Origin of the sequence: Inquilinus sp. YAF38, from assembly GCF_052113205.1 — a bacterium.
GTDB lineage: Bacteria > Pseudomonadota > Alphaproteobacteria > DSM-16000 > Inquilinaceae > Inquilinus.
The window spans coordinates 1-22,438 of record NZ_JBFRCU010000038.1 but is presented as its reverse complement, the minus strand read 5'-3'; the positions used below and the strand labels follow the sequence as shown (position 1 = coordinate 22,438).

Here is a 22,438-nt window from a genome sequence, read left to right as displayed (position 1 = left end):
GGCGTTATGCGCCCCCGTCATCGTCCTGGCGGCATGGGGGGTGGCCGCCAACGCGGCAGAGATGACGGTCGCGGGGATCACCTTCAGCGACGCGGAAGGCGGCTTCGTGCTCGAATCCGCGACCGGGACAGGGCGGCTGGACGACCCTTTCGTGGTGGTCGAGCGGATCACCGGCAAGGGTGAGGCGGCGCTCACCGTCACCGGGCTGACGCCGGCCTTCGGCAACCGGGTCGGCACCGCGCATCTGGCCGGCTTCGCCCTGGTCAAGGTGGTGCACAACGACACCGCGGAGACTTGGCGCGACTTCCCGGTCGAGCTGCAGGAGCAGCGCGGCGACCAGAGCCCCTATGGCGACGGCCTGTCCTTCGCCCAGGCGCCCGACGCGGTGCGCGGCATCCGCGCCGACCGCTTCACCGCGGCCCAGATGTATGACGAGCCGCGCGACATGGTGCTGTTTCACGACGGCACGGTGGCGCCCGGCGCGACGGTGGTGCTGCGCGTCGTGGTCACCGACAACACGCCGTCGGCGCATTTCTATGTGGTGCAGCGGCGGGTCCAGCCGACCGCGTCCCTGCCGCCGCCGCGGCGCGTCGCCCGGGCCGGGCCATGAGGCGCCGCGCGGCGCTGGCCGGCCTGCTGCTGGGCCTGGGACTTGCGGGCGCGGCGCAGGCGGGCGAGGTCTCGGCCGCGGGGCTGGTGTTCAGCGATGCCGAGGGCGGCTTCGTGCTCGAATCCGCCAGCGGGACCGGTCGGCTCGACGATCCCTTCGTGGTGGTCGAGCGGATCACCGGCAATGGCGAGGCGGCGCTGACCATCACCGGGCTGACCACCGGCTTCGGCAACCGCATCGCCACCGCCCATCTCACCGGCTTCGCCCTGACCAAGGTGGTGCGCAACGACACCAACCAGACCTGGCAGGACTTTCCGGTGGAGCTGGAGCGGCAGCGCGGCGAGGGCAGCACCTATGATGACGGCCTGTCCTTCGCCCAGGGGCCGCATGTGACACGGTCGATCTGGGCCGAGGGCTTCGCCTCCGGCCGGGTTGTCGACGAGCCGCATGACGGTCTTGTGTTCGAGGGCGGCACGGTTCCGCCCGGCGGCACGGTAACGCTGCATCTGGTGGTCACCGACAACATGCCGGCCGGGCCGATCTATCTGGTGCAGCGCCGCCTGGCGCCGACCGCGCTGCTGCTGCCCGGCCGGCGCCGGACGGGCGCGACGCCGTCCTAGCCGCCGGCTTGCGCAAGCCTGCCCCCTGGCTGGCAGCGCCGGTCCTCGCTATATCCAACGGGCCCGGCACGACCGGCCGGGCCGGGACGAGGCCCATGCAGATCTTCCGCCACACCGAAAACCTGCCGGCAGCGGCGCGCGGCACGGTGGTCGCCATCGGCAATTTCGACGGCGTGCATCGCGGCCACCAGACCGTGGTCGCGGCGGCCCAGGCCGAGGCGCGGCGGCTCGGCGTGCCGGTCTGCGTGCTCAGCTTCGAGCCGCATCCGCGCAGCCTGTTCCGCCCCGACGACCCGCCGTTCCGGCTGACCCCGTTCCGGATCAAGGCGCGGCTGCTGGAGGCGCTGGGCGTCGACCTGCATGTGGTGCTGCATTTCGACCAGGCCTTCGCTGCCCGCTCGGCCGAGGATTTCATCGAGACCGTGCTGGTCCGGTCGCTCGGCGCCCGTCACGTCGTGGTCGGCTATGATTTCTGCTTCGGCCACCGCCGCGCCGGCACGCCGGAGACGCTGACCGGCTTCGGCCGGCGGCTCGGCTTCGGCGTCACCATCGTCACCCAGGCCTCGGACGAGACCGGCGGCCTCTACTCCTCCAGCCGGGCGCGCGAGCTGCTGGCCGCCGGCGACACCCATGGCGCCGCCGAGATCCTGGGCCGGGCCTGGGAGATCGAGGGCCGGGTCGAGCATGGCGACAAGCGCGGCCGCGAGCTGGGCTTCCCGACCGCCAATGTCGAGCTCGGCGACTTCCTGCGCCCGGCCTACGGCATCTACGCCGTGCGCTGCGCCGTGGACGAGGGCGGGCCGCTGACGTGGCATGACGGCGTCGCCAATCTCGGCATCCGGCCGATGTGGCGGACCGAGGCGCCGCTGCTGGAGGCCTATCTGTTCGACTTCTCCGGCGACCTCTACCACCGCCACCTGCGGGTGCAGCTGGTGGAATGGCTGCGCGGCGAGGAGAAGTTCGACTCGCTCGAGGCCCTGGTCGCCCAGATCGACCGCGACTGCGAGGCCGCCCGGCAGGTGCTGGCCCGGTAGCGCGCCTCTCCCCTGCGGCATCGCCTTCGGCTTGCTACAATCGGCGGCAATGGTTCGAGTCGGTTTTTATTCCGCATTTCGGGGAGAATTCAGCGATGGCCGACATAAATGGCACCAGTGGTGATGATGTCCTGTTCGGCACCGGTGCCGACGATCAGGTTTACGGGTGGGATGGCGATGACCATCTGTACGGCAGCGCCGGAGCTGATCGTCTCAACGGCATGGACGGTGTGGACACGGTCGACTATTCGTTGTCCGCCGGCCCGATTTCCATCTCTGGTGAAGCCGGATCCAGGGGTGATGCCGCAGGCGACGACCTGTACTATATCGAAATTACGATCGGGACGAATTTCAACGATATTATGGTGGGCACCGATCCGGGTAATTTCTCGCCGGACGGAGCGGATGTGCTGGAGGGCGGTGCAGGCGCGGACACCCTAGACGGACGCAGCGGCATCGACACTGCCAGCTATGCGCATTCTGCCGCCGGTGTCACGGTCAGCCTCGCCACCGGGGCCGCGTCCGGCGGCGATGCCCAGGGCGATGTGCTGACTGCCTTCGAGAACCTGTGGGGCAGCGCCTTCGCCGACACCCTGGCCGGCGATGGCGGCAGCAACACGCTGGAAGGAATGGCCGGGGCGGACGCGCTCCACGGCGGCGCCGGGATCGACACCGCCTCCTACGCCCATTCGGCCGCGGGGGTGCAGGTCGATCTCGCCCACGGAACCGCAACCGGGGGCGACGCCGCGGGCGACTCCCTCAGCGGCATCGAGAACCTGATCGGGTCGGACCATGACGACATACTGAAAGCCGGCCTGGTCAGCAGCACGCTGTCGGGCGGGGCAGGCGACGATACCCTCAAGGTTAACCGGGGCGACCTGACCCACGGCGACGTCTTCGATGGTGGTGCCGGTTTCGACACGGTTCTGTACACCGACGGCCAGGTGGTGGCCGACCTGCAGCTCGGCGTTGGCACCGTGGTCGGCGTCAAGGGCGATACCCTCATCAGCATCGAGGGCCTCACCGGGAGCCCCTATGCCGACACGCTGCTCGGCAGCGACGCGGACAACATCTTTCACAGCTCCGCCGGCATTGATGTCCTGTCGGGCCGCGGCGGTGCCGACATCCTGTCCGGCGAGTACGGGGCTGACCAGATCGACGGCGGCAGCGGCAGCGACATCGCCAGCTACTACGCGCATTTCCGGGGTCGCGGTCAACCTGACGACCGGCACGGCCAGCGGCGGCGATGCCCAGGGCGACACGCTGACCAGCATCGAGGGCCTGTCCGGGAGCAACCTGGCCAAAGACATCCTGGCCGGGGATGCTGGCGCCAATGTGCTGCGGGGCTGGGGCGGCGACGACGCCCTCACCGGGGCCGGCGCCAAGGACACGCTCCTCGGCGGCGCCGGGGCCGACCGCTTCATCTATGGCAGCGTGTTCGACAGTGCGGTCGGGGTGAACGCCGATGTGATCGCCGATTTCAGCCACGGCCAGGGCGACCGGATCGACCTGTCGGCGATCGACGCCGACACCGGCGTCGCCGGCAACCAGGCCTTCAGCTTCATCGGCACCGCCGCCTATACCGGCGTCGCCGGGCAGCTGCGTTTCCTCTCCGATGGTGCCGTCACCGTCATCGGCGGCGATGTCGACGGCGACGGCGTCTCGGACTTCAACATCCGGCTCACCGGCGCCATCGGCCTCGTCGCCGGCGACTTCGTGCTGTGATCGCACCGGGCCGGGCGGCACCGCCGTCCGGCCTGCTACAATCCGCGGCAATATTTCGAGTCGGTTTTTGATCCGCATTCCGGGGAGAATTCAGCGATGGCCACGATTATCGGCACCAATGGCAACGATTCCCTGTTCGGCACCAGCGGCGACGACCAGATCTTCGGGCTGGGCGGTAACGACATCCTCTCTGGCGGCACGGGTGCGAACGATCTGTTCGGCGGCGCCGGAGACGACATCCTCGGGAATGACGGCGGAGGCTTGCTCGAGGGAGGGGCCGGAGCCGATGTGATGCACGGCGGCCGCTACAGCATTGACCACCTGTCCTATGCCGGCTCCAGCGCCGGCGTCACCGTCAACCTGACAACCCGCGTGGCCTCCGGCGGCGATGCCCAGGGCGACAAGTACGACATCTACTTCGACGGGGTGGTCGGCTCGGCCTTCGACGATGTCCTGACAGGAGCCTCCAACGTAAGCAACAGCCTCCTCACGGGCGGCGCCGGACACGACATCCTGACCCTGGGCTTGGGCGGCGGCAGGATGCAGGGCGGCGCCGGGGCCGACACCCTCATTGGCGCCCCCGGGGGCGGCTATTACGGCAGCACCGTCCTCTACACCGATTCTCCGTCCGGCGTGACCGTGAACCTGACCGCCGGCACGGGGATCGGCGGCGATGCCGAGGGCGATGTGCTGCAGAGTATCGAAGCCGTCTTCGCCTCGGCATATGACGACGTCCTGATCGGCGGCAGCCAGGGCGAAGCCTTGAATGGCGTCGCCGGCGACGATGTGCTCAGGGGCGGCGGCGGCGCCGACAGCCTGTCCGGCGGGGCCGGCGACGACCTGCTCGTGGGCGGTACGGGCGCCGATACCCTGTCCGGCAGCGATGGCGTGGATACGGTCGACTATTCGCTCGCCGCCGCGCGGGTCGCTGTAGACCTCGTCACCGGCGGAACCGCCGGCGAGGCCGCGGGCGACACGTATGTGCAGATCGAGAACGCTCTGGGGTCGGGCTTCAACGACTCCATGCGCGGCGATGCCGGGGCGAACCAGCTGGAGGGTGGCGCCGGCGCCGACGTCCTGGATGGGCGTGCCGGCGTCGACACCGCCAGCTATGAGCATTCCGCCGCCGGCGTCACGGTCGGCCTCGCCAGTGGAATGGGCGCCGGCGGCGATGCCGAGGGCGATGCGCTGACGGGCTTTGAGAGCCTGCGCGGCAGCGGCTTCGCCGACACTTTGGGCGGCGATTCCGGCAGCAACACGCTGGAAGGGGGCGCCGGGGCGGACGCGCTCTACGGCGGCGCCGGGATCGACACCGCGTCCTACGCCCATTCGGCCGCGGGGGTGCAGGTGGATCTTGTCGCCGGGATTGGAACGGGCGGCGACGCCGCGGGTGACAGCTTCATCAGCATCGAAAACCTGATCGGGTCGGACCACAACGACGTGCTGAAGGGCGGCAGCGGAAGCAGCGCATTGTCGGGCGGTGCGGGCGACGACATCCTCGAGGGCAGCGCCGCGGCCGATGACTTCGATGGCGGCGCGGGCTTCGACAGGGTCCTGTACACCGCAAGCTCCGCCGGCGTGATGGTCGACCTGCAGGTCGGCCTCGGTCTCGCGGGCGACGCCCTGGACGACCTCCTGATCAACATCGAGGGCCTGACCGGGTCGAACCTGGCCGACAGGCTGACCGGCAGCGGCACCGACAACATCTTCTACGGCATCGCCGGCAACGACATCCTCGCGGGTGGCGCCGGCGCCGACACCCTGTCCGGCGGCGCCGGGGCCGACCAGTTGGACGGTGGCAGCGGCCTCGACACCGCCAGCTACTACATCGGCTCGGCCGGGGTCGCGGTCGACCTGGCGGCGGGCACGGCCAGCGGCGGCGATGCCGCCGGCGACACGCTGACCGGCATCGAGAACCTCACCGGCAGCAACCAGGGCGACGACATCCTGGTCGGGACCGGCGGCGCCAATGTGCTGCAGGGCTGGGCCGGCAACGACGTCCTCACCGGGGCCGGCGGCAAGGACGCGCTCACCGGCGGCACCGGGGCCGACCGCTTCGTCTATCTCGACGCGGCCGACAGCGCGGTCGGCGCCGGGGCCGATCGGATCGCCGATTTCAGCCGCGGCCAGGGGGACAAGGTCGACCTGTCGGCGATCGACGCCGACACCGGCGCCGCCGGCCACCAGGCCTTCAGCTTCATCGGCAGCGCCCTCTATTCGGGCGTCGCCGGCCAGCTGCGCTATGCCGTCGCCGGCGGGGTCACCACCATTGCCGGCGACGTCAATGGCGACGGCGTCTCCGACTTCCACATCCAGCTCAACGGCGCCATCGGCCTGGTTGCCGGCGACTTCGTGCTGTGATCGCACCGGGCCGATGTGGCGGACCGAGACGCCGCTGCTCGAGGCCTATCTGTTCGACTTCTCCGGCGACCTCTACCACCGCCGTCTGCGGGTGCAGCTGGTGGAATGGCTGCGCGGCGAGGAGAAGTTCGACTCGCTCGAGGCCCTGGTCGCCCAGATCGACCGCGACTGCGAGGCCGCGCGGCAGGCGCTGGCGCGGTAGGGCGCTACCAGGTCAGTTCGGCCATTCTTCCGCCGGCCAGTCCCGCGCTGTGTGGATCACGCGCAGAATGACGACGCTCTCCCGGCCAGCAATCGGCCGCAGCTCATAGGCGATGATATAGGGGAGGCGGCTCACCGATGTCTCGTAGGTGCCGGTCACGCGGCCAGGCCGGCCCGTAGCGAGGTTGCCAAGAGCTTCGCCCGCATCTCGAAGGCGATCGGCGATCCGCCTTGCGGCCAGGGGATTATTCCGCGCGATGAATGCAACCTGACCTTTGATGTCGTCCAGAGCTTCGCGCGACCAGCCGACAGGCCGCTTCACGATTTGCCTGAACGCTTCGCCTCGGCCGCCTCGATGGCGGCATAGATTTCAGCCATAGCCTCATCGTGCGGCACGATCCGTCCGGCCTCTGCTTCGGCCATGCYACGCTTGATGCCCTCGATGATTTCGAGCTCGCGATCGACATAGGCTGCAACCGCTTCGCCAGCGAGGAACGACTTGCTCCGCCGCGTGCCGACCGCGATCCGTTCGAGCTTTTCTTTTACATCGGACCTGATCCGAATCGTCATCGTGGTGGTGGCGGTCATCGCACAACCTCTGTGTTGACACGTACACATCCTGGCACACCCTCGGCGTACTCTCCAGGCGGTTGCGCGCCTTGACCCCGGGCGCCGGTCCGGTACGATGGGGTCCATGCGCAAGCCGGCCGCCCTGTTCCGAATTATCCGCCCGGCCCCCTGACGGGGGTCGGGTCACCGCGCCGCGCGCACCCCTCGCATCATGCCGCTCCACGGCCCGTCGGGTCGTCCGGCTGGCATCCGATCGTCAAAGCGGGTATTGACCCCCGCGTGGATCCACGAGCCTTCATGTCATGACCGTCCAGCCTGCCGAGACACCGGGCGCCGCCGCCCCGGCCGCGCCCGACTACCGATCCACCGTCTTCCTGCCGAAGACGGACTTCCCGATGCGTGGCGGCCTGCCGCAGAAGGAGCCGGAGCTGCTGGCCCGCTGGGCGCAGAACGACCTGCTCGGCCGGATCCGCGCCGCTTCGAAGGGCCGTGAGAAGTTCGTGCTGCATGACGGCCCGCCCTACGCCAATGGCGACATCCATATCGGCCATGCGGTCAACAAGATCCTGAAGGACATCGTCGTCCGCACCCGCCAGATGCTGGGCCGGGATTCGGTCTATGTCCCGGGCTGGGACTGCCACGGCCTGCCGATCGAGTGGAAGATCGAGGAGAAGTACCGCAAGGCCGGCCAGGACAAGGACGCGGTGCCGGTGCTGCAGTTCCGCGAGGAATGCCGCGCCTTCGCCAAGCATTGGGTCGGGGTGCAGTCGGAGCAGTTCCAGCGCCTCGGCGTGATGGGCGACTGGGCCGACCCGTACCTGACCATGACCGACCCGGCCGAGGCGCAGATCGTCCGCGAGATCCACAAGTTCCTGATGAATGGCGGGCTGTATCGCGGGCTGAAGCCGGTGCTGTGGTCGGTGGTCGAGAAGACCGCTCTGGCCGAGGCCGAGGTCGAGTACCAGGACATCACCTCGGACATGGTCTGGGTGCGCTTCCCGGTGGCCAAGGCGTCGCGGCCGTCGCTCGACGGCGCCGCGGCGGTGGCCTGGACCACCACGCCGTGGACCCTGCCGGCCAACCGCGCCATCGCCTATGGCCCGGATTTCGAATACGGCGTCTACAAGGTCGACACCGTGGCCGAGGGCAGCCTGGCCAGGCCGGGAGAGACCCTGGTGCTGGCCACGGCGCTGGCCGAGGCGGTGGCGAAGGACATCGCCGTCACCGGCTGGACCGCGATCGACAAGTTCCCGGGCTCGGACTTCGCCGGCACCGTCGCCCGCCACCCGCTGGCGGGGCAGGGCTATGAGTTCGAGGTGCCGTTCCTGCCCGGCGGCCATGTCACGGTCGATGCCGGCACCGGCCTGGTCCACACCGCGCCCAGCCACGGCGCCGACGATTTCGACCTCGGCCGCGCCCACGGCATCCCCGCCACCGAGACGGTGACCGAGGACGGCAGCTACCATGTCAGCGTGCCGCTGTTCGCCGGCCATGTGATCTATCGGCCGGACGGCAAGAAGGGCGACGCCAACAAGGTCGTCACCGCGGCGGTCGAGGCCGCCGGCGGCCTGCTGGCCCGTGGCCAGATCCGCCACTCCTACCCGCACAGCTGGCGGTCCAAGGCGCCGCTGATCTTCCGCGCCACGCCGCAATGGTTCATCTCGATGGAGACGAACGGGCTGCGCGAGACGGCGCTGGCGGCGCTGAAGCAGACCCGCTTCGTGCCGGAGCAGGGCTACAACCGCCTGTCCTCGATGATCGAGAGCCGGCCGGACTGGGTGATCAGCCGCCAGCGCGCCTGGGGCGTGCCGATCGCGATCTTCGTCGACAAGGCGACCGGCGAGCCGCTGCGCGACACCGCGGTGTGCCAGCGCATCGCCGCGGCCTTCGAGCTCGAAGGCGCCGACGCCTGGTACAAGCACGATGCCCAGTTCTTCCTCGGCAACACCTTCAAGGCCGAGGATTACGAGCAGGTCCTCGACATCGTCGACGTCTGGTTCGAATCCGGCTCGACCCACGCCTTCGTGCTGGAGCAGCGGCCGGATCTGAAATGGCCGGCCGACCTCTATCTCGAGGGCTCGGACCAGCATCGCGGCTGGTTCCACTCCTCGCTGCTGGAAAGCTGCGGTACGCGCGGCCGGGCACCCTACGACGCGGTGCTGACCCATGGCTTCGTGCTCGACGAGCAGAGCCGGAAGATGTCGAAGTCGCTCGGCAACGTGGTGGCGCCGCAGACGGTGGTCGATCAGTCCGGCGCCGACATCCTGCGCCTCTGGGTGGTCTCGACCGATTATTCCGAGGATATGCGCGTCGGCAAGGAGATCCTGAAATACCAGGCCGATGCCTATCGCCGGCTGCGCAACACGCTGCGCTATCTGCTGGGCGCCCTCGACGGCTTCCAGGACAGCGAGCGCTTGCCGGCCGCCGAGCTGCCGGAGCTGGAGCGCTGGGTGCTGCACCGGCTGTGGGAGCTGGACGGCACGATCCGCCGGGCGATCGAGGCCTATGACTTCCACACCCTGTCGACGGCGCTGCACAATTTCTGCGCCGTCGACCTGTCGGCCTTCTATTTCGACATCCGCAAGGACTCGCTGTATTGCGACCGGCCGGACGATCCGCGCCGCCGCGCCGTGCGCACGGTGCTCGACATCCTGTTCGACCACCTGACGGTGTGGCTGGCGCCGATCCTCTGCTTCACGGCGGAGGAGGCCTGGCTGGCCCGGCATGGCGACGGGCCGGAGGTCAGCGTTCATCTCCACACCTTCCCGGAGGTGCCGGAGGCGTGGTGCGACGACGCCCTGGCAACACGCTGGGCCCGGCTGCGCGACCTGCGCCGCGTGGTCACCGGCGCTATCGAGGTGGAGCGCGCGGCCAAGCGCATCGGCTCCTCGCTGCAGGCCCATCCGGTGGTGCATGCCGGCGCGGCCGAGGCCGAGCTGCTGCGCAGCCTCGACTTCGCCGAGACCTGCATCACCTCGGGCCTGACGGTCGAGACCGGCGCGGTGCCGGGGGGCGCCTTCACCCTGGCCGATGTGCCGGGCGTGGGCGTGGTCGTCGCGGCCGCCGACGGCAGCCGCTGCGACCGTTGCTGGCGGGTCCTGCCGGAGGTCGGCACGGTGGCCGCCCATCCGGACCTGTGCAACCGCTGCGCCGACGCGGTGGACGCGGCGGGCTCCGGGGCCCCGGCATGACCGATGCGCCGCTGTTCCGGCGCGGCCTGGTCATCGCCGTGCTGATCCTGATCGCCGACCAGATCAGCAAATGGTGGGTGCTGAAGGGCGTGTTCGGGCTGGCCGAGCCGATCACCACCGCCAGCTGGGCGCCGCCGATCCGGATCACCGGCTTCCTCGATTTTGCCATGGTCTGGAACTATGGAATCAGCTTCGGTCTCCTCGCCGGCGACGCGCCGCTGGTGCGCTGGGGGCTGTCGGCGGTCGCGGTTGCCGTCGTCGCGGGCCTTCTGGTGTGGCTCGCGCGCAACGATCGCGGCCTCGTCGCCTTCGGCGTCGGGCTGATCATCGGCGGGGCGATCGGGAATGTGATCGACCGGCTGCGCTTCGGCGCCGTCGCCGATTTCTTGCATTTTCACGCCGGGGAGTATTCCTTCTGGGTGTTCAACGTGGCCGACAGCGCGATCAGCATCGGGGTGATGCTGCTGATCGCCGACAGCCTGTTCGGCCGGCGCACGCATCCGGTGACGGCGCAGCAGAGGGACAGATCGTGAGCGGGCAGTCTCGTTTTCTCCAGTCCACCTCCCCTTCCCAGCCCGGCCGGGCGCGGCGGGGCCGGCTGGTCACGCTGACCGGCCTGGTCGTCGCCACCCTGGCCATCGCCGGCTGCGGCGAGAGCAACCAGACCGTGCAGGAGATGATCGGCTACGACCGGTCGACTCCGGACGAATTCGCGGTCATGCCCCGCGCGCCGCTGGCCATGCCGACCTCGATGGACGAGCTGCCGGCGCCGACGCCGGGCGCGCCGCGGCCGCAGGAGGCCCAGCCGCGCGAGCAGGCCGAGGCGATCCTGTTCGGCCAGGGCCAGAAGGTGACGCGCGGCCAGGGCGGCCCGACCGCGGTCGGGCCCGGCGCCTCCGCCGTGCTGGCCAAGGCCGGGCAGGCGCAGCCGGACATCCGCTCGACCGTCGACCAGGAGACATCGCAGATCGCGGCCAGCGAGGACGGCCTCGTCGACCGGCTGATGTTCTGGAACTCGAAGCCGCTGCCCGGCACCGTGGTCGACCCCTACAAGGAATCGGCGCGCCTCAACACCAATGCCGAGACCGGCAAGCCGTTGAGCAGCGGCGACACGCCGATCATCATCCGCAAGCGCAAGGCGCCGCTCGAGGGCCTCGTCCCGAGCTTCTGAGGATTGTGAGTTCCACGGGCCGGCCGCTGCCGGCCCTTTTCGATCCGACACGCTGCCGCACCGGAGGCGCCCGCCCATGTCCGATCTGACCCGCTCGCCCGCCTGGACCGCGCTCGAAGCGCACCGCAAGACGATGGAGGGCGTGCATATGCGCGACCTCTTCGCCGCCGACCCGAAGCGCTTCGACCGCTTCTCGCTGCGCCTCGGCGACGTGCTGCTCGACTATTCCAAGAACCGGGTGACCGAGGAGACGCTGGGCCTCCTCTTCGCCCTGGCCCGGCAGCAGGACGTCGAGGGCTGGCGCGACCGCATGTTCGCCGGCGACCTGATCAACGGCACCGAGCACCGCGCCGTGCTGCACACCGCGCTGCGGGCCGAGCTGTCCGGCTCGGTCGCCGTCGACGGCCAGAACGTGCTGCCCGAGGTGGCGGCTGTGCTGAAGCACATGCGCGAATTCTCCGACGCGGTGCGCGACGGCAGCTGGACCGGCCACACCGGCAAGCCGATCACCGACGTGATCAACATCGGCATCGGCGGCTCCGACCTCGGCCCGGTGATGGTGTCCGAGGCGCTGCGCCCGTACCAGCACCCGCGTATCACGCTGCACTTCGTCTCCAATGTCGACGGCACCCATATCGCCGAGACGCTGAAGCGGATCGACCCCGAGACCAGCCTGTTCCTGATCGCGTCGAAGACCTTCACGACGCAGGAGACGCTGACCAACGCCCACACCGCGCGGCGCTGGTTCCTGAAGTCCGGCGCGCCGGAGGCGGCGATCGCCAGGCATTTCGCGGCGCTGTCGACCAATGCGGCCGAGGTGTCGAAGTTCGGCATCGACACCGCCAACATGTTCGGCTTCTGGGACTGGGTCGGCGGCCGCTACTCGGTGTGGTCGGCGATCGGCCTGCCGGTGATGATCGGCATCGGCGCCGACGCGTTCGAGCGCTTCCTGGCCGGCGGCCGCGCCATGGACGCGCATTTCCGCTCGGCCCCGCTGGAGCAGAACCTGCCGGCGATGCTGGGCATCCTCGGCATCTGGTACGTCAATTTCTGGGACGCGCAGACCCATGCCGTGCTGCCCTACGACCAGTATCTGCACCGGCTGCCGGCCTATCTGCAGCAGGCCGACATGGAGTCGAACGGCAAGTCGGTCGACCGCCAGGGGCACCGGGTCGACTACCAGACCGGGCCGGTGATCTTCGGCGAGCCCGGCACCAACGGCCAGCACTCCTTCTACCAGCTGATCCACCAGGGGACGAAGGTCATCCCCTGCGACTTCATCGCGCCGGTGGAGAGCCACAACCCGGTCGACGACCACCACCCGATCCTGCTGTCCAACGTGCTGGCGCAGACCGAGGCGCTGATGGTCGGCAAGACGCCGGACCAGGTGCGGGCTGAGCTGACCAAATCGGGCCTGTCCGGCGCGGCGCTGGAGGCGTTGCTGCCGTTCAAGGTGTTCGAGGGCAACCACCCGTCAAACACCATCCTGGTGCGGACGGTCGATCCCTACACGCTGGGCCTGCTGGTCGCGCTGTACGAGCACAAGATCTTCGTCCAGGGCACCATCTGGAACATCTACTCCTTCGATCAGTGGGGGGTGGAGCTGGGCAAGCAGCTGGCCAAGGCGATCCTGCCCGAGTTGCTGGGCGAGACGGCGCCGGGGGCGCATGACAGCTCGACCCTCGGCCTGCTCGCCGCGATCCGCGATTGGACGTGAGCTTCGCCGGCCGATCCATATCGTACGCATATGGATCGGCCGGAATCACCCTATTGGACATGATGGCAGCCTCGGCTCATCTCTAGGGTACCCGCCCGCGAGCCGAGGACACGCCATGGCCGACTGGAACCCAGCCCTCTACCGCCGCTACGAGGACGAGCGCACGCGCCCGGCCCGCGACCTGCTGGCCCGGGTCGAGCTCGACCCGCCGGCCATCGACTCGACTGGGGCCGGCCGTCCGCTGGTGATCTACGACCTCGGCTGCGGCCCGGGCAATTCGACCGAGCTGCTGGTCGAACGCTTTCCGGGGGCGGAGGTCACCGGCATCGACAGCTCCGAGGCGATGCTGGCCGACGCCCGCGCCCGCCTGCCAGGCTGCCGCTTCGAGCGGCATGACGTCGCCGAATGGCAGCCGCCGCAAGCGCCCGACCTGATCTACGCCAACGCGACGCTGCAATGGCTGCCGGGGCACGAGGCGCTGGTGCCGCGGCTGTTCGGCCTGCTGGCGCCCGGCGGCGTGCTGGCGGTGCAGATGCCCGACAACCGCGAGGAGCCGACGCACCGGCTGATGCGCGCCGTGGCGGGCGAGGGGCCGTGGAAAGAGACGATCGGCGAGGCCGCGCTGGTGCGCACCAGGATCCTGCCGCTCGATTCCTATTACGACCTGCTGGCGCCGCTCGCGGCCGAGACCGATGTCTGGCGCACCGCCTACCAGCACCCGATGGCGTCCGCGGAGGCGATCGTCGACTGGGTGCGCGGCACCGGCCTCCGGCCCTTCATCGACCCGCTGGGCGAGGACCAGCGCGCCGGCTTCCTGGCGGATTACACACGCCGCATCGCCGAGGCTTACCGGCCGAAGGCGGACGGCAAGCTGCTGCTGGCCTTCCCGCGGCTTTTTGTCGTCGCCCGCCGGCCGCGCTAAGCCTTCCCCGCGTCGCGGCGGGGCACCACATGGCAGGGACAGACCACGACGATGGAGGCCGCCATGTCGATCACCCATCTCGCCGCGATCGGATCGCTGCTCAGCGCCCTGCTCCTGCTCGCCGCCTGCCAGGGCATCGAGGTCAAGCCGGCCTCGCGTGGCGGCGGAGGCTCCAGCCTCGGCGCGGGCAGCAGCGGCCACGATTGATGCCGCCGCGATCCGGTGACAGGATCGCGGCATGGCTTTCCATCTCTGCCGCACCTGCGGCACCCAATATCCCGACAGCCCGGCGCCGCCCGCGGCCTGCCCGATCTGCGAGGACGAGCGGCAATATGTGCCCGAATCCGGACAGAGCTGGCTGACGCTGGAGGAGTTGCGGCGGGATCACCGCACCGTCTTCACGGCGATCGAGCCCGGCCTCGACCAGGTCCTGGTCGAGCCGGAATTCGGCATCGGCGAGCGCGCCTTCCTGATCCGGCTGCCCGGGGGCGGCGTGGCGATGTGGGACTGCGTGGCGCTGCTCGACGACGCCACGGTGTCGGCGATCCGGGCGCTGGGCGGCCTCCGCGCCATCGCCATCTCGCACCCGCACTACCACACCACGATGGTGGAATGGGCGCAGGCCTTCGGCTGCCCGGTCCATCTCCATTTCGATGACCGGGAATGGGTGCAGCGGCCCGACCCGGCGCTGTCGTTCTGGTCGGGCGAGACCCTGGCGCTGGCCGACGGCCTGACCGTGATCCGCTGCGGCGGCCACTTCGCCGGTGCTTCGGTGCTGCATTGGGCGGCGGGGGCGGAGGGGCGCGGCGTGCTGCTCAGCGGCGACACCATCCAGGGCCTGCCGGACCGGCGCTGGGTGTCCTTCATGTACAGCTACCCGAACCTGATCCCGCTGCCGGCCCCGGCGGTGCGGCGCATCGCCGATGCCGTGGCGCCGTACGAGTTCGACCGGCTGTATGGCGCCTTCGTCGGCCGGCAGGTCAGGGCGGATGCCCGCGGCGCCGTGCTGCGCTCGGCCGAGCGCTACATCCGGGCGATCGGCCTCCAATAAATCGGAGGGCCGACCGTCAAATCGACCGGAGCCTCCACCATAGCGGCGGCCCGTCCGATGCGGCGGAGGAAAGTGCCGCGGGCGCCCGGACGCGCCTTGCGCCGATTCCGCGGCTGCGAAATGGTCGCGCCACGCCGAACCCTTCGCCGCGGAGCGCGATCCATGACGTCCTCGACCACCCAGGCCATGCCGATGAACCCGATGATGGGCATGATGCCGAATATGATGTCCGGCATGATGAACATGATGCCCCAGATGATGAACATGATGCCGCAGATGATGCAGGGCATGATGCCTCAGATGATGCCGATGATGGGCATGATGCCGAACATGATGAACGGCATGATGCCGGGCATGATGCCCCAGATGATGCCGATGGGGATGATGCCGGTCATGATGTGCAAGATGACCTGCGAGATGACCCCGACCGGCATGACCTGCGAGATGATGCCGATGGACGGCATGAGCATGGAGATGTTCACCGAGGCCTGCCGCCGGATGATGGCGATGATGGGCAGCATGCCGATGATGATGAGCTGCGGCGGCATGCCGATGATGGTGTGCATGCCGGAGAAGGCGGCCTGATCTGCTGCCGGCGCGGCTTCGGCCGCGCCGATCCGGTCACACGTCCGGGAACAAGGGCGGCGCGCGCTTCGGTGCGGCCGCCCTAACGATTCCGGCCAGTCATGCTGCCACCCTGACCGGCAGCCAGCGATTCATCAGGACCCGACCGACTCGATATAGGTCATCACCAGGTACATGACCGCCTTGTCGGCGCCGGGGTTGCGGTAGCTGTGCGGCACGTCGGCTTCGAACAGGATGGCGTCGCCGGCGCCCAGCCGGTGGCGCTCGGCCCCGACCGTGATCTCGACCTCGCCCTGCGCCACCACCAGGTTCTCGGTGGTGCCCGGCGCATGCGCCTCGGCATCCTCCTGCCGGTACGGCGCCAGCAGCAGCTCGTAGAACTCGACCTTGCGCTCGCCCTCATAGGGGAACAGCGCACGGGAGACGAAGCTGCCGTCATTCGAGGTCAGCACCTTGGCGTAGCGCGCCCGCAGCACCGTGGTGCCGGGCGCCTCGCGCCCGGTCAGCAGGCTGGAGAAGGGCACGTCCAGCGCCTTCGCCACTTTCCAGACCACGCCGATGGTGGGGACCGAGCGGCCGTTCTCGATCTGGCCGAGCATGGCCCGGCTGACTCCGGATTTCTGGGCGAAGCGCTCCAGCGACAGGCCCTGGCGGGTCCTCAGCCGGCGCAGATTCTGGCCGAGGGCCAGCGACAGGTCATGGGCCGTGTCGGCGCCGTTCGCCTCGTCGGGAGGCTTGGCGGCGGTCTTGTCGGTGGCGGGCTCGTCGGCGTCGGTCCCGGCCAAGGTCATCCTCATCAGCCTGCCGGCTGCGTCGGCCAAGCGACGGGCAAGGTCGGCAGCAGCGGCATCCACACCCACATTACCGGAAAAGCCATCGCCTGTGTCGGGTCGACCGCAGGCGCGGCCGTCCGTGCGCGCTGGGCGCGGTACTGGGCAAGGTCGACGACGTTGGATGTACGGGCAGGCAAGGGCATGGCAACCTCCGCTGACTGTCATATCTGTTATTGCGGAGGCAAAGTCAATATCGCGGCGGTGTTATTTGCAGTTCATACAAATTAAACACGTTAATTCGGTGTCGACGTGCTTGCCCCTCCGGCCGCTTCGCCGCATCCTGCCCGCTACATCGGACATAAGGGACGACGCATGGCTCGCAGGATCGTGATCACCGGCGCCGGGGCGGGGTTGGGGTTGGAGCTGACGCGGTGGTACGCCGCCCGCGGCGACACCGTGATCGGCGTGGTCCGCAGCGACGCGGCTGATTTCACGGCGGCGGCCGGGCCGGACGGCATCCTGGTCCGCGGCGACATCACCGACCAGGCCTGCGCCGACCAGCTGCGCCAGGTGCTGGCGGAGCGGGCGCCGGCGGTGGACATCCTCTACAACAACGCCGGCATGTCCGGCCGTGGCGCGCAGCTGGCCGGCATCCGGATCGAGGATGTGCAGCAGGCGCTCGACGTCCACTGCCTGGCGGCGCTGCGCATCAGCCAGGCGGCGATCGACGCGCTGCTGGCGGCGGAGCGGCCGGCCATCGTCAATGTCAGCAGCCGGCTCGGCTCGATCGGCCGGGTCGCGGCCGGCGATTTCGACCATCTCGGCATCGCCTACGCCACCCGCATCTCCAAGGCGGCGCAGAACATGCTGACGGCCTGCCTCGCCCGCGAATTCGGGCCGTGCGGCCTGGCCGTCTACGCCGTCCATCCCGGCCGGATCCGCACCAGGATGGCCAGTGCCGACGCCGATCTCGAGGCGCCGGAGGCGGCGGCGCGGCTGGCCGGCTGGGTCGACCGCATCCGGCCGGACCGGCCGGTCTTTTATGGCGAGCCGGAGCTGGGCACCTTTCCCTGGTAGGAGGAATCTTTTTCCGGCCCGATCCTGAAACTTTCCCGGCATGTGCCTCGTAAGGGCTCCCCGTCCCGGTCATCCGGCGACGCAACCAGAGTGGGAGAACCCGAGATGCGTGTCGTGCGATTTGCCTCCAGCGCCATCGGCGCCTGCCTGTTCCTCGCCGCGGCCGGGCCGGCCCTCGCGGAAGCCACCGTGATGGTCGGCGGCGCGGCGATGTACCCGAGCAAGACCATCGTCGAGAACGCGGTCAATTCGAAGGACCACACCACCCTGGTCGCGGCGGTCAAGGCGGCCGGGCTGGTCGACACCCTGAACGGCGCCGGCCCGTTCACCGTCTTCGCCCCGACCAACGCCGCCTTCGGCAAGCTGCCCAAGGGCACGGTCGAGACCCTGGTGATGCCCGAGAACAAGGCGATGCTGACCACGATCCTGACCTATCACGTCGTGCCCGGGCGGCTGACTGCGGCCGACCTGGCGGCGGCGGTCAAGGCTGGCCACGGCAAGGCCATGCTGAAGACGGTCGAGGGCGAAGACCTGACCGTCGAATGGAAGCACGAGCGGTTCGAGCTGGTCGACGCCAAGGGCGCCACCGCCTGGGTGACGATCCCCGACGTGCTGCAGTCGAACGGCGTGATCCACGTCGTCGACACCGTGCTGATGCCGTAGTGGCTGGCGAGGGGGGCGTCGCGGCCGCGGCGCCCCCACCCAGCGAATTCGCGTCCGTCTGCCGGGGCTCTGCTGCTACAGTCCCGGCATCCATGATGCGGGGACCGATGCCGGCCGAGGACGAGGAGTTGATCCGGATGCTGCAGGCGACCGGCCGCGGGGACCGGCGCGCGTTCAAGGCCGTCTACGACCGGACGTCGCCGCTGCTGTTCGGCATCGTGCTCCGCATCCTGCGCAACCGGGCGACGGCGGAAGAGGTGCTGCAGGATGCCTATCTCCGCATCTGGCGCGGCGCCGCATCCTTCTCGGCGGGCACCGGCTCGCCGCTGGGCTGGATGGCGGCGATCGCCCGCAACCGCGCCATCGACGTCGCCCGGCAGCGCCGCGAGGTGCTGGTCGAGCCCGACGAGGACGGCCGCGACTGGCTCGAATCGATCCCCGACCCGCGGGCCGGGGCCGCCGGCTTCACCGATCTGCGCCAGCTCGGCCATTGTCTCGGCCTGCTGGACGACAGCCACCGCAGCTGCGTGCTGCTGGCCTATTACGAGGGTTATTCGCGCGAGGAGCTGGCGGCCCGCTTCGACCGGCCGGTCAACACCATCAAGACCTGGCTGCATCGCGGGCTGGCCGCCCTGCGCCACTGCATGGATGGAGCCGGACCGTGACCGAGGAGCAGGAGGCCCGGATCGCCGAATACGTCCTCGGGACCCTGCCGCCCGAGGAGCGCGCCGCGTTCGAGCGGGACTTGGCGGCCGATCCGTCGCTCAAGGCCGAGGTCACGGCCTGGGAGCGGCGCCTGGTCGGGCTGGCGGCGCAGGTGCCGCCGGTCGAGCCCGGCCCCCAGGTCTGGGCGGCGCTGGAGCGTGCGATCGGTCCTGAGGCGCCGCCCAAGCCGGCGGGCCCGGCCGTGCTGCGGCTCTCGGCGGAAGCGCGCCTGCTCCGGTCCCGCGCCTGGTGGCGCAGCGCGGCCCTGGCGGCTGGCGCCCTGGCGGCCGGCCTCGCGGCCTTCCTGCTGCTGCCCCGCGCCGATATTCCCGCTCGCCCGGACAGCTATGTCGCGGTGGTCAATCGCGGCGGCGACCTGCCGGCGCTGATCGTCCGGGTCGACACCCGCGCCGGCGTGGTCCAGGTCCGGCCGGTGCGGGCCGAGGTGCCGGCCGACCGCAGCCTCGAGCTCTGGTTCGTCGCCGCCGGCGCCGCACCGCGCTCGCTCGGCCTGATCGACGCCGCCGACCGGAAGCGCCTGGCCATCCCCGAGGCGCTGCGCGGCTCCGCCCTGACCGGCAGCACCCTGGCGGTCAGCGTCGAGCCGGCCGGCGGCTCGCCCACCGGCGCCCCGACCGGGCCGGTGGTGTATTCCGGCACGCTGATCGACGATCCGTCCTGACAGGGCTGTCCCCGTTCGCGGGCGATTCCCTCCGGCGCCGTCCGGTCCTACGATGGGCGCCATGACTGTCGAGTCCCTCCGCACCATCCGCCGCCTGCCGCCGACGCTGGTGAACCAGATCGCCGCCGGCGAGGTGATCGAACGCCCGGCCGCGGCGGTGAAGGAGCTGGTGGAGAACGCCATCGATGCCGGTGCCCGCCGCATCGACGTGGCGCTGCGCGACGGCGGCCGCAGCCTGATCTCGGTCGTCGACGACGGCGCCGGCATGGACCCGGAGGAGCTGGTGCTGGCGATCGAGCGCCACGCCACCTCCAAGCTGCCCGACGACGACCTGGTGCGGATCTCGACCCTGGGGTTCCGCGGCGAGGCGCTGCCGTCGATCGGGGCGGTGTCGCGCCTGTCCATCGCCAGCCGCCCGCGGAACGCCGCGGAAGGGTGGAGCCTGTCGGTCGAAGGCGGGGCGGTGGCGGCGCCGGTGCCGGCGGCGCTGAACCAGGGCACAAGGGTCGAGGTGCGGGACCTGTTCTACGCCACCCCGGCGCGGCTGAAGTTCCTGAAGGGCGAGCGGGCCGAGACCCAGGCCGCGGTCGACATGGTCGAGCGCCTGGCCATGGCGCATCCCACCCTCAGCTTCACCGTCGCCGACGCCAGCCGCACCCTGCTGCGGCTGGAGGCGGCGCAGGGCGAGCTGTTCGATGCGCGCCTTTCCCGCGTCGGCGCCGTGCTGGGCGGCGACTTCGCCGAGAACGCCCTGCCGATCGAGGCGTTGCGCGAGGCGGTGCGCCTGACCGGCCATGCGTCGCTGCCGACACTGAACCGCGGCACCGCCCAGGCGCAGTACCTGTTCGTCAACGGCCGGCCGGTGCGGGATCGGCTGCTGCTCGGCGCCATCCGCGGCGCCTATGCCGATGTGCTGCCGCGCGACCGCCACCCGGTGCTGGCGCTGTATCTCGAGCTGCCGCCGGAGGAGGTCGACGTCAATGTCCATCCGACCAAGGCCGAGGTGCGGTTCCGCGACCCGGCGCTGGTGCGCGGGCTGATCGTCAGCACCCTGCGCCATGCCATCGCCGCCGCCGGCCATCGCGCCTCGACCAGCGTCGGCGCCGACGCCCTGGCGGCCTTCGCGACCCGGGGCGGGCTGGACGGGCCGGCGCCGATGCAGGCCCCGCTGTCCCGGTTCAGCGGCCAGACCTCCTGGTTCCAGAGCCGCGGTCCGGTGCGCCCGCCCTCCGGCCTGGCCGAGGCGGCCGCCGCCTGGCAGGCGCCGATCGCCACCGACCTCGCCCGGCCTTCCGCGCGGGCGGAAGCGGAGGTGGCGGAGCCGGCGCCGGACCATCCGCTCGGCGCCGCCCGGGCGCAGGTCCATGCGACCTACATTGTCGCCCAGACCGGCGACGGGCTGGTCATCGTCGACCAGCACGCGGCGCATGAGCGCATCGTCTATGAGCGGATGAAGGCCGAGCTGCTGTCCGGCACGGTCAGGAGCCAGGGCCTGCTGCTGCCGCAGGTGGTGGAGCTGAACGAGGCCTCGGTCGACCGCCTCGGCGCGCGGCAGGCGGAGCTGGCGGAGCTGGGGCTGGAGCTCGAGCCCTTCGGCCCCGGCGCCGTGGTGGTGCGCGGCGTGCCGGCGCTGCTCGGCCAGGCCGACGTGCCGGGCCTGATGCAGGATCTCGCCGACGCCCTGGCGGAATGGGACGACGCAAGGCCGCTGACCGAGCGTCTGGCCCATGTCTGCGCCACCATGGCCTGCCATGGCAGCGTCCGCGCCGGCCGTCGCCTCAACGCGGCGGAGATGGACGCCCTGCTGCGCAGCATGGAGGTCACCCCCAATGCCGGCCAGTGCAACCACGGCCGGCCGACCTATGTCGAGCTCAAGCTCGCCGACATCGAGAAGCTGTTCCAGCGGCGGTGAGGCTGATCACGAGACCATGACCGGTTGCGAACAGCTGGGCGAACACCAGGGCCTGCCGCTCCTACGCTTCACCGACGCCGTTTCCTGGGAAACCTGGCTGGCGGCGAATCACGAGTCTTCCCGCGGTGTCTGGCTCACCATCGCCAGGGTCGGCTCCGGCACGCCCTCGGTGACCTACGAGCAGGCGCTGGACATCGCCCTCTGCCATGGCTGGATCGACGGCCGCAAGCAGGGCGGCGACGCCGCGGCCTGGCTGCAGAAATTCACGCCGCGCGGGCCGCGCAGCGCCTGGTCGCAGCGCAATCGCGAGAAGGTCGAGACGCTGATCGCCGCCGGGCGGATGGCGCCGGCCGGCCTCGGCGCGGTCGAGGCGGCGCGGCGCGACGGGCGGTGGGAGGCGGCCTACGGCCTCAGCCGCCACCGCGGCGTGCCGGACGACCTGCAGGCGGCGCTCGATCAAAATCCCGTGGCGGCCGCGTTTTTTGCCACGCTCGACTCGCGCAACCGCTACGCCGTGCTGTACCGTGTGCAGACCGCGAAGAGGGCCGGGACCCGCGCCCGCCGGGTCGCCGATTTCGTCGCCATGCTCGCGCGCGGCGAACGGATTCACGGCGATTGAGGTCGGCGCCGTCGGCTTGCCGCGTGACCGGCATGCCGGAACGGCTGTTGGCACCGCCGCCGAGGAAGCATATCTAGTGCGTCCGCGCGGGAGGCATTCATCCCCCGCCGGTGAATCGGGGATACATGCAACGAGTCGACGGAACGATGAGCAGTTATAAGGAAAAGGGATTCGGGGACCGGCTGAGCAGCGCTCAGGATGCGAAGAAAGCCGCTCTGGAGCGGTTCCGCGCCAAGGTCTCGCCGGACA

Annotated in this window: 25 protein-coding genes and 1 pseudogene; 21 read left to right on the top strand and 5 right to left on the bottom strand. The window is 70.2% G+C overall.

Going from position 1 to position 22,438, the window contains the following annotated elements; translation table 11 throughout:
• Positions 1–61 precede the first annotated feature (61 nt).
• From AB4Z01_RS18230 to AB4Z01_RS18200, 7 genes and pseudogenes are all read left to right on the top strand, one after another.
• Positions 62–610, top strand: coding sequence for a hypothetical protein (locus tag AB4Z01_RS18230; RefSeq protein ID WP_441695962.1), 549 nt, complete (start codon positions 62–64; stop codon positions 608–610).
• Entirely contained in the window at positions 607–1,230 is a 624-nt protein-coding gene (locus AB4Z01_RS18225; protein ID WP_441695961.1) for a hypothetical protein, read from the top strand. Before AB4Z01_RS18230 ends, AB4Z01_RS18225 begins: the two co-directional genes overlap by 4 nt.
• Before the next feature lie 95 nt (positions 1,231–1,325).
• A complete protein-coding gene (locus AB4Z01_RS18220; RefSeq protein WP_441695960.1) occupies positions 1,326–2,264 on the top strand; it encodes a bifunctional riboflavin kinase/FAD synthetase in 939 nt (312 codons plus the stop codon).
• Positions 2,168–3,400, top strand: a pseudogene (locus tag AB4Z01_RS18215) (calcium-binding protein); the annotation flags it as partial. The gene AB4Z01_RS18220 and the pseudogene AB4Z01_RS18215, both read left to right, overlap by 97 nt.
• 199 nt (positions 3,401–3,599) lie before the next feature.
• Positions 3,600–3,989: a M10 family metallopeptidase C-terminal domain-containing protein gene (locus AB4Z01_RS18210; RefSeq protein WP_441695959.1), complete on the top strand. Its 390-nt coding sequence runs from the start codon at positions 3,600–3,602 to the stop codon at positions 3,987–3,989.
• 96 nt (positions 3,990–4,085) lie between these two features.
• The gene (locus AB4Z01_RS18205; protein WP_441695958.1) at positions 4,086–6,350 is read left to right on the top strand and encodes a hypothetical protein; all 2,265 of its coding nucleotides are present in this window, start codon (positions 4,086–4,088) and stop codon (positions 6,348–6,350) included.
• A gap of 13 nt (positions 6,351–6,363) precedes the next feature.
• On the top strand, positions 6,364–6,552 hold the full coding sequence (locus AB4Z01_RS18200) for a riboflavin kinase (RefSeq protein WP_441695957.1): 189 nt from the start codon (positions 6,364–6,366) through the stop codon (positions 6,550–6,552).
• Between the two features lie 12 nt (positions 6,553–6,564).
• Here the strand turns inward: AB4Z01_RS18200 and AB4Z01_RS18195 are convergent, their stop codons facing one another.
• Both AB4Z01_RS18195 and AB4Z01_RS18190 read right to left on the bottom strand, forming a co-directional pair.
• Entirely contained in the window at positions 6,565–6,873 is a 309-nt protein-coding gene (locus AB4Z01_RS18195) for a type II toxin-antitoxin system RelE/ParE family toxin (protein ID WP_441695956.1), read from the bottom strand.
• Positions 6,870–7,139: a CopG family ribbon-helix-helix protein gene (locus tag AB4Z01_RS18190; protein ID WP_441695955.1), complete on the bottom strand. Its 270-nt coding sequence runs from the start codon at positions 7,137–7,139 to the stop codon at positions 6,870–6,872. Before AB4Z01_RS18190 ends, AB4Z01_RS18195 begins: the two co-directional genes overlap by 4 nt.
• Before the next feature lie 284 nt (positions 7,140–7,423).
• On the opposite strand from AB4Z01_RS18190, the gene ileS reads away from it, so the two are divergent.
• From ileS to AB4Z01_RS18155, 7 genes are all read left to right on the top strand, one after another.
• Positions 7,424–10,312, top strand: coding sequence for an isoleucine--tRNA ligase (gene ileS, locus AB4Z01_RS18185; protein ID WP_441695954.1), 2,889 nt, complete (start codon positions 7,424–7,426; stop codon positions 10,310–10,312).
• Positions 10,309–10,845 (top strand): signal peptidase II, encoded by a 537-nt coding sequence (gene lspA / locus AB4Z01_RS18180; RefSeq protein ID WP_441695953.1) that lies wholly within the window; start codon positions 10,309–10,311, stop codon positions 10,843–10,845. The genes ileS and lspA overlap by 4 nt, the downstream gene beginning before the upstream one ends.
• Positions 10,842–11,483: a DUF3035 domain-containing protein gene (locus tag AB4Z01_RS18175; RefSeq protein ID WP_441695952.1), complete on the top strand. Its 642-nt coding sequence runs from the start codon at positions 10,842–10,844 to the stop codon at positions 11,481–11,483. Before lspA ends, AB4Z01_RS18175 begins: the two co-directional genes overlap by 4 nt.
• Before the next feature lie 76 nt (positions 11,484–11,559).
• On the top strand, positions 11,560–13,200 hold the full coding sequence (pgi, locus tag AB4Z01_RS18170; RefSeq protein WP_441695951.1) for a glucose-6-phosphate isomerase: 1,641 nt from the start codon (positions 11,560–11,562) through the stop codon (positions 13,198–13,200).
• Positions 13,201–13,315: 115 nt separating this feature from the next.
• Positions 13,316–14,122: a trans-aconitate 2-methyltransferase gene (gene tam, locus AB4Z01_RS18165; RefSeq protein WP_441695950.1), complete on the top strand. Its 807-nt coding sequence runs from the start codon at positions 13,316–13,318 to the stop codon at positions 14,120–14,122.
• A gap of 63 nt (positions 14,123–14,185) precedes the next feature.
• Entirely contained in the window at positions 14,186–14,329 is a 144-nt protein-coding gene (locus tag AB4Z01_RS18160) for a hypothetical protein (protein ID WP_441695949.1), read from the top strand.
• Between the two features lie 31 nt (positions 14,330–14,360).
• Complete coding sequence (locus AB4Z01_RS18155; protein WP_441695948.1) at positions 14,361–15,173, top strand: MBL fold metallo-hydrolase; 813 nt, start codon at positions 14,361–14,363, stop codon at positions 15,171–15,173.
• Here the strand turns inward: AB4Z01_RS18155 and AB4Z01_RS18150 are convergent.
• The 3 genes from AB4Z01_RS18150 to AB4Z01_RS18140 all read right to left on the bottom strand — a co-directional run bounded on the left by AB4Z01_RS18150 (position 15,146) and on the right by AB4Z01_RS18140 (position 16,543).
• Positions 15,146–15,463: a hypothetical protein gene (locus AB4Z01_RS18150; RefSeq protein WP_441695947.1), complete on the bottom strand. Its 318-nt coding sequence runs from the start codon at positions 15,461–15,463 to the stop codon at positions 15,146–15,148. The genes AB4Z01_RS18155 and AB4Z01_RS18150 overlap by 28 nt on opposite strands.
• Positions 15,464–15,469: 6 nt before the next feature.
• Positions 15,470–15,739, bottom strand: coding sequence for a hypothetical protein (locus AB4Z01_RS18145; RefSeq protein ID WP_441695946.1), 270 nt, complete (start codon positions 15,737–15,739; stop codon positions 15,470–15,472).
• 153 nt (positions 15,740–15,892) lie between these two features.
• Complete coding sequence (locus AB4Z01_RS18140; RefSeq protein ID WP_441695945.1) at positions 15,893–16,543, bottom strand: helix-turn-helix domain-containing protein; 651 nt, start codon at positions 16,541–16,543, stop codon at positions 15,893–15,895.
• Between the two features lie 360 nt (positions 16,544–16,903).
• On the opposite strand from AB4Z01_RS18140, the gene AB4Z01_RS18135 reads away from it, so the two are divergent.
• From AB4Z01_RS18135 to AB4Z01_RS18105, 7 genes are all read left to right on the top strand, one after another.
• Entirely contained in the window at positions 16,904–17,608 is a 705-nt protein-coding gene (locus AB4Z01_RS18135) for an SDR family NAD(P)-dependent oxidoreductase (RefSeq protein ID WP_441695944.1), read from the top strand.
• 105 nt (positions 17,609–17,713) lie between these two features.
• The gene (locus AB4Z01_RS18130; protein ID WP_441695943.1) at positions 17,714–18,271 is read left to right on the top strand and encodes a fasciclin domain-containing protein; all 558 of its coding nucleotides are present in this window, start codon (positions 17,714–17,716) and stop codon (positions 18,269–18,271) included.
• A gap of 107 nt (positions 18,272–18,378) precedes the next feature.
• A complete protein-coding gene (locus AB4Z01_RS18125) occupies positions 18,379–18,936 on the top strand; it encodes a sigma-70 family RNA polymerase sigma factor (protein ID WP_441695942.1) in 558 nt (185 codons plus the stop codon).
• Positions 18,933–19,658 carry an anti-sigma factor gene (locus AB4Z01_RS18120; protein ID WP_441695941.1) on the top strand — a complete coding sequence of 242 codons (726 nt, stop codon included), beginning with the start codon at positions 18,933–18,935 and terminating at the stop codon, positions 19,656–19,658. The genes AB4Z01_RS18125 and AB4Z01_RS18120 overlap by 4 nt, the downstream gene beginning before the upstream one ends.
• A gap of 61 nt (positions 19,659–19,719) precedes the next feature.
• Positions 19,720–21,570, top strand: a complete 1,851-nt coding sequence (gene mutL / locus AB4Z01_RS18115) for a DNA mismatch repair endonuclease MutL (RefSeq protein WP_441695940.1) — start codon at positions 19,720–19,722, stop codon at positions 21,568–21,570.
• 16 nt (positions 21,571–21,586) lie between these two features.
• Positions 21,587–22,189 carry a YdeI/OmpD-associated family protein gene (locus AB4Z01_RS18110; protein WP_441695939.1) on the top strand — a complete coding sequence of 201 codons (603 nt, stop codon included), beginning with the start codon at positions 21,587–21,589 and terminating at the stop codon, positions 22,187–22,189.
• A gap of 125 nt (positions 22,190–22,314) precedes the next feature.
• A partial coding sequence (locus AB4Z01_RS18105) for a DUF6481 family protein (protein ID WP_441696002.1) occupies positions 22,315–22,438 on the top strand: 124 nt, incomplete at its 3' end.